Raw genomic sequence first — 3,910 nt, 5'->3', positions numbered from 1 at the left:
GTTGGCGACGATCACGCACTCCACGCCCTCCACCACCCCGATCCCGGTCACGAGCGAGGCGCCCACGGTGTACTCGCTGCCCCAGCCGGCCAGCGGCGACAGCTCCAGGAACGGGGTGTCGGGGTCGAGCAGCAGCTCGATCCGCTCCCGTGCGAGCAGCTTGCCGCGCCGCCGGTGCCGTTCGACGTACTTCGGGCCGCCGCCCGCGAGCGCCTTGGCGTGCTCGGCCCGGAGGTCGGCGAGCTTGGCGAGCATGGCCTCGCGGTTGGCCCGGTAGTCGGGGGAGTCGGTGTCCAGGGCGGAGGAGAGGACCGTCACAGCAGGACCTCCGGGATGTCCAGGTGGCGGGAGCGCAGCCATTCGCCGAGTGCCTTGGCCTGCGGGTCGAAGCGGTGCCGGGCGGCGACTCCCTCGCCGAGGATGCCCTCGACGACGAAGTTCAGCGCCCGCAGATTGGGCAGGACGTGCCGGGTGACGGGCAGCGCACGGCTCTCGGGGATCAGCTGCCGGAACCGGTCGACGGTCAGCGTGTGCGCAAGCCAGCGCCAGCCGTCCTCCGACCGCGCCCACACCCCGACGTTGGCGTTGCCGCCCTTGTCCCCGCTGCGGGCCCCGGCGACGAGCCCGAGCGGGGCCCGCCGGGTGGGGCCGGCGGGAAGGGGGTCCGGCAGGGGCGGCTCCGGCACGTCCTGGAGCGCGCGTGCGTCCGGGGCCGGCGGGACGGCGACACGGCGTCCGTCGGGGAGGACGGCCGCGTGGCCGACGGCGTCCTGGGGGACGTACGCGGTCTCGAAGACGCCGTAGGGCGTGCCCTTGCCGGGAGGGGCCTGGAGGTGGAAGCCGGGGTACCCGGCGAGCGCCAGTTCGACGGCGGCTCCGCTGAACGCCCGTCCCACGGCCTCGGGGTTCCGGTCGCGGGCGACCAGCCGGAGCAGTGCGCTGGCCGTCTCCTGGGTGTCGGCGTCGGCGCGGTCGGTGCGCACCAGCTCCCAGCGGATCTCCTCGGGCGGCGAGGCCTTGAGGGCGTCCTCCATCTGCTGTTGCACGAGGGCGGCCTTGCGTTCGATGTCGAGCCCGGTGAGCACGAAGACGACCTCGTTGCGGAAGCCGCCGAGGCGGTTGAGCCCGACCTTGAGGGCGGGCGGCGGGGGCTCTCCCCGTACGCCCTCGACGCGCACCCGGTCGGGTCCGTCCTGGCGCAGCCGCACGGTGTCCAGCCGTGCGGTGACATCGGGCCCGGCGTAGCGCGCGCCGTCCGTCTCGTACAGCAGCTGGGCGGTCACCGTGCCCACCTCCACGACCCCGCCGGTGCCGGGGTGCTTGGTGATGACGCAGCTGCCGTCCTCGTGGATCTCGGCGACCGGGAAGCCGGGGCGGCGCAGCCGTTCGAGGGAGTGGTCGGCGAAGAAGGCGTAGTTGCCGCCGGTCGCCTGGGCGCCGCACTCCAGTACGTGTCCGGCGACGACGGCGCCCGCGAGCCGGTCGTACTCCTCGGGCCGCCAGCCGAAGTGGGCGGCGGCGGGCCCGGTGACCAGGGCCGCGTCGGTGACCCGGCCGGTGACGACCACGTCGGCGCCCGCGCGCAGGCACGCGGCGATCCCGAAGCCGCCGAGGTAGGCGTGGGCGGCGAGGACGTCGGCGGGGACCCCCTCCGGCCGGGCGGACCCGAGGACCTGGGGAAGGCGGGGGGTGAGGTCGTCGCCCTCGACATGGGCGACCCGTGCCGGCACCCCGAGCCGTCCGGCCAGCTCCCGCACCCGTCCGGCCAGTCCGGCCGGATTCAGTCCGCCGGCGTTGGCGACGATCCGCACGCCCCGCTCGTGCGCGAGTCCCAGGCACTCCTCGAGCTGCCGCAGAAAGGTGCGGGCGTATCCGGCCTCGGGGTCCTTCAGCCGGTCCCGGCCCAGGATCAGCATGGTCAGTTCGGCGAGGTAGTCCCCGGTGAGGACGTCCAGCTCCCCGTCGGTGAGCATCTCGCGCATCGCGTCGAAGCGGTCGCCGTAGAAGCCGGAGGCGTTGCCGATCCGCAGGGGCCGCGGCGTCATGCGCCCGCCCCCTTGGGCGCGCGTCCGGTGCCGGGCGGTCCGGCGAAGGCCTGGGCGATGTCCAGCCAGCGGTCGGCGTCCGGGCCCTCGGCGCGCACGGCGAGGTCGGCGCGGTGGGCCCGCCGGGTGACCAGCAGGCAGAAGTCGAGGGCGGGTCCGGTGACCCGCTGGGGGGCGTCCTCGGGGCCGTACGTCCACAGCTCGCCGGAGGGTCCCCGCACCTCCACCCGGAACTCCTCGTCGGGCACGGGCAGCCCGTGCACGGTGAAGGCGAAGTCCCGCGCCCGCACGCCGATGCGCACCACATGCCTGAGCCGGTCCGTGGGGGTGCGCACCACACCCAGCGCATCGGCCACGTCCTGCCCGTGCGCCCAGGTCTCCATCAGCCGTCCGGTCGCCATGGAGGCGCCCGACATGGGCGGTCCGTACCAGGGGAACCGGGCGCCGGGCGGCGCCGCCCGCAAGGCGGCGTCAAGGGCCTCGCGGCCCGTGCGCCACCGGGTCAGCAGCTCGTCCGGCGGGAGCCGGGCCCCCTCCTCCGCGCCCTGGTCGACGAACGACCCGGGTGCGGCGAGCGCCTGCTCGACCAGTGCGTGGAAGCCGTCCGCGTCGGTGACGGCGAGCAGGGCGGACCGGTCGGTCCAGGCGAGATGGGCGATCTGGTGGGCGATGGTCCATCCGGGCGCGGGGGTGGGCAGTCGCCACTGCTCGGCGCTGAGGTGGGCGACCAGCCGGTCGAGTTCTTCGCTTTCCGCGCGCAGGTCGTCGAGCACGGGCGTCGCATCGGCCATGAGGCGAGCATGACAGCGCCCCTCGAATCAATCAAGCATGAATGCATGATTTTCTTCCGGGCCGTACGGCGAAGGGGCGGGCCCGCTCCCGGGACTCCGCCCCCGCTCTCAGGACTCCGCCCGGAGCTCCGGCGCCTTCCCCCGGTTCGCCTGGGTCCGCACCGCCCCCATGCTCGCCGCGATGACCAGGGCGATCGCCGCGGCCTGGGCGAGGGAGAGGGACTGGCCGAGGACGAGGAAGCCGGCCGTGGCGGCGAGAGCCGGCTCCAGGCTCATGAGGATCGCGAAGGTGGAGGCGGGCAGACGGCGCAGGGCGAGCAGTTCGAGGGTATAGGGCAGGACCGAGGACAGCAGCGCGACCGCCGCGCCCAGCGCGAGCGTCGTCGGATCGATCAGCTTCACGCCCGACTCGGCGATCCCCAGCGGCAGGAACAGCACCGCGCCCACCGCCATCGCCAGGGCCAGCCCGTCGGCCTGCGGGAAGCGGCGGCCGGTCCGGGCACTGAAGACGATGTAGGCCGCCCACATGCCGCCCGCCGCCAGCGCGAAGGCGACCCCGACGAGGTCCAGATCGCTGAAACCGCCGCCCCCGAGCAGAAAGACACCGGCCAGGGCGAGGGCGGCCCACACGATGTTGATCAGACGACGCGAGGCCAGCACCGACAGGGTGAGCGGGCCGAGGACCTCCAGGGTGACGGCGGGGCCGAGCGGGATGCGGTCGATGGCCTGGTAGAAGAGGCCGTTCATGGCGGCCGTCACAATGCCGAAGACGACGACCGTGCCCCAGTCGGCGCGCGAGTACCCGCGCAGCCGCGGCCGGCAGAACACCAGGAGCACGAGCGCGCCCACCACCAGCCGCAGGGTCACCACACCGAGCGCGCCCGCCCTCGGCATCAGCGCCACGGCCAGCGCGCCGCCGAACTGCACCGAGACACCGCCGGCGAGCACCAGGCCGACCGGCCCCAGCGAGCCGAAACGGCCCGGCCCTCCCGGCCCTTTGGACGCGGACGCGGGGACGGCCGGGGCGGAAGCGGCCGGGGCCGACGAGGACGGGGATGTGTCTTATACACATCT

4 protein-coding genes are annotated in these 3,910 nt (G+C 74.6%); all 4 read right to left on the bottom strand.

The annotated features are described in order from the left end of the window. Positions 1-318 (bottom strand): carboxyl transferase domain-containing protein (locus CCN35_RS18930; protein WP_281254808.1); only part of this gene is annotated, 318 nt, incomplete at its 3' end. Further along, a complete protein-coding gene (locus CCN35_RS18925) occupies positions 315-2,045 on the bottom strand; it encodes an acyclic terpene utilization AtuA family protein (RefSeq protein WP_086793644.1) in 1,731 nt (576 codons plus the stop codon). The genes CCN35_RS18925 and CCN35_RS18930, both read right to left, overlap by 4 nt. Next, positions 2,042-2,836: a TIGR03084 family metal-binding protein gene (locus tag CCN35_RS18920; RefSeq protein ID WP_067395940.1), complete on the bottom strand. Its 795-nt coding sequence runs from the start codon at positions 2,834-2,836 to the stop codon at positions 2,042-2,044. The genes CCN35_RS18925 and CCN35_RS18920 overlap by 4 nt, the downstream gene beginning before the upstream one ends. Before the next feature lie 108 nt (positions 2,837-2,944). Next, positions 2,945-3,784, bottom strand: a complete 840-nt coding sequence (locus CCN35_RS18915; RefSeq protein WP_245863269.1) for an EamA family transporter — start codon at positions 3,782-3,784, stop codon at positions 2,945-2,947. Positions 3,785-3,910: the final 126 nt, after the last annotated feature.

It is taken from the genome of Streptomyces thermovulgaris (assembly GCF_002155915.1).
Taxonomy (GTDB): domain Bacteria; phylum Actinomycetota; class Actinomycetes; order Streptomycetales; family Streptomycetaceae; genus Streptomyces; species Streptomyces thermovulgaris.
This window is presented reverse-complemented; position numbering and strand designations above follow the sequence as displayed.